The organism is Geomonas sp. (assembly GCF_056994735.1).
In genome coordinates, this window is record NZ_JBXKJL010000516.1 from 1 (window position 1) to 2,797 (window position 2,797).

Consider the following 2,797-nt stretch of genomic DNA (forward strand, 5'->3'; position numbering starts at 1 on the left):
CTCCCGGTGCGGCGGCGGAACCAACCCCGTCGGCACCCAAGCAGACCACGACACCACCGCCCGCAACGGCCATTCCGCCGGCAGAGGTCGCGGCACAGGCCACGGAGTTGGCCACTCTGCTCCGCACCTTGACCACGAATCTGGCTCCCAGTCCTGAAATCGAGACGATCCAGCAAGCCCTGGCCGAGGTCAGCACCCGGATCGATCAGGAATTCGCCGGAACCCTGAGCCTTCTCCAACAGCAGCCGACGCTCGAAACCCTCCAGGCGCAGGAGCAATCCTGGCAACGGCGGCAGTTCAAGGCGGCCGGCTGGCTGAACCTGGTTACGCAGCGGGCCGTCGACCTCCGGGAGGCGCTGAGCCGCCTGGCAAACCTGCAAACCACCTGGAACAGTACCCTGGACGCGGCGTGGGCGGCATCGTCGCCGGAGCCGATCCTCCAGCAGATCGAAACAGCACGGGCCGCCATTAGAGACGCACAAGCACCCCTGCAAGCCCAGCAGGACACCGTGCTCGACCTTCAGAGCCGCGTCGCCAGTGAGGTGGCCCGGTGCAATGACGCCTTGTCACAGATTGCCCAGGCCCAGCGCAATGCCGTCGGCGGACTGCTGACGTGCGCCCTGCCGATCTGTAGCGCCGAATTAGAAGCTGTTTTAAAACCCTGTAGAGAGCTGCAAGGATCGTACTGACCTGCCATCATGGAGGTGCCACCCCCCATCAGACGAGGTCAGTACGATGAGCTCAGCAGCTCCCAGGCACTATCCATCCGACCTGACGGAAAGCCAACGCACCCTGCTGGAACGCTTCCTGCCGGAGCCGAAGAGCGGCCCGGGCAAGCCCGGTCGGCCAGGGGCGGACCGTGGGCAGGTGTTGAATGCCATTCTGTATGTGGTGAAAACGGGCTGTCAGTGGCGGCAGATGCCGCGCGAGTTTGGGCCGTGGCAAACGGTCTACGGGTACTTCAACCGTGCTAGCTGCCAAGAGGCCTGGCGCGAGGTGATGGAGGAGTTGACGGCGCTAGCGCGGGGGCGCCAAGGTCGTCATCCGGAGCCGACCGCGGGCAGCGTCGATAGTCAAAGTGTCAAGACCGCCACCCAAGGCACGGCGGTGGGGTTCGATGGCGGCAAGCGGGTAAAGGGGCGCAAGCGTCATGTACTGACCGACACCCTGGGGCTGATCCTATGCGTGGTGGTCACAGCCGCCAATGCGGGGGATCGCGCGGGGGTGAAGGCGCTCCTGAAGCGGTGGTTGCTTTTGGGGGTGCGCCGGCTGCGCAAGCTCTGGGTTGATGCCGGCTATGACGGCCAGCCGCTCAAAGACTGGGTACGGGGGCTCAAACATACCCATAAAATCGACCTGGAGGTGACCGATCATGAGGGTAAGGGCTTTCAGGTGGTGCCCAAGCGCTGGGTGGTGGAACGCGCCTTTGCTTGGCTACTGGCCTTTCGCCGCCATAGCAAAGACCACGAAGTGCTGACCCGCAACAGCGAGGCAATGATTCAAATCGCCATGTGTTCGATCTTGCTGCGCCGGCTCGCCTGAACAGCTCGGGCGGAGGATTTTAAAACAGCTTCTAAGAAGTATACCACTGCCGCCGGGGGCGGCGCAAGATAAGTCTTCGCCAGTGCAGGGCTAACGTCATGAAATAAGTCGTAGAATACCAAAGCAATAACTTAAGAGCATTCCATGATAGCCAACACATGGTCTGGCCAGATATAAGTCTTTGATCCCTTTGAGGCCGGAATTTTCATGCGTTAGCCCTGCAGCCCATGGCATCCAGCGTCACCAATGTATTCTCCAGCGCCAAGACCTTGAGTAATTCGGGAATGGCGGTAATCTCATTGGACTTGCCGTCCACCCGGCGCTGCCCCAACACCAGTTGTTGCTCACTGGCCCAGGCACTGGCCAGATGCAACGTCGCCAGGTCGCGGCCCCGGTCGAAGGAGCGGCGTAGCGTCTTGCCATCAATCGCCACCACCTCCGGCTCGCCAGGCGTGGCGATCGTGCCTACCCAGGCGGTGAAGCAGGTCTCGAAGGCATCCGGGTCGATCCGCGTGAAGACGCGTCGAAACGTATCATGTGAGGGAATGCCGTTGAGCAAGGCGAGAAACTGCCGTAATCAGTCCAGCTTGCTACGCCCATAGAGGGCGATGTCGTCTCAGCTCTCGACACCGGCGATCACGGCACAGACCGCGATCACGAGAATATCAATCAGCCGATGCTCGACCTTACCCGGACAGCGCGGATCATCGAGGTCGGAGAAATGCTTGATCAGTGGGTCGATCAAAATGCCATGGCCTCTTCTTGAAGAAAGAGGCAGCTTACCCCAATGCGCTAAACCCTGAGCCCGCGCCCTGCAATTTCATGCGTTAGCCCTGGCGCGGTGGGTTACATTAACGCTACCGGGGATGCTTAACCGGGCTTTACGTTCCACTGCTCCCTAAATCCCTTGATATAAACCGTTCGTCCACCCAACAAAGCACCGTGATGATAAACTCTTCTATTGGCATGGCTATCGTCCGCTAGATTAGAATTTCATTTGTTCATCAATAGCCTACAACGATAGTTAGACCACTTTAAAACCTATCTGGTAAAGTTGTACATCGCGTAGCAAGAGACCGGGTTTAGTCATGCTCAACCTAGACCGTGAATCCATGTCCGTTGTGGACAACTACTGGCTTCGCCAGGATCGTCCCTACAACCATTTGACAATCAATGCAGTGTGGATCATGGCCGACAGGGTAGACCTGGAACGCCTGCGAGAGCACATCGAAACCCGTTGGGTGACCGCTCATAA

At 59.4% G+C, this 2,797-nt stretch carries 2 protein-coding genes and 1 pseudogene; 2 read left to right on the forward strand and 1 reads right to left on the reverse strand.

Going from position 1 to position 2,797, the window contains the following annotated elements; all coding sequences use genetic code 11:
- Both AC11W3_RS21630 and AC11W3_RS21635 read left to right on the forward strand, forming a co-directional pair.
- A partial coding sequence (locus AC11W3_RS21630; RefSeq protein WP_484093754.1) for a hypothetical protein occupies positions 1 to 689 on the forward strand: 689 nt, incomplete at its 5' end.
- A 46-nt stretch (positions 690 to 735) separates the two neighbouring features.
- Positions 736 to 1,542: an IS5 family transposase gene (locus AC11W3_RS21635; RefSeq protein ID WP_484093755.1), complete on the forward strand. Its 807-nt coding sequence runs from the start codon at positions 736 to 738 to the stop codon at positions 1,540 to 1,542.
- A 205-nt stretch (positions 1,543 to 1,747) separates the two neighbouring features.
- Here AC11W3_RS21635 and AC11W3_RS21640 read toward each other — a convergent pair.
- Positions 1,748 to 2,287 (reverse strand): annotated as a pseudogene (locus AC11W3_RS21640) (ISAs1 family transposase).
- Positions 2,288 to 2,797: the final 510 nt, after the last annotated feature.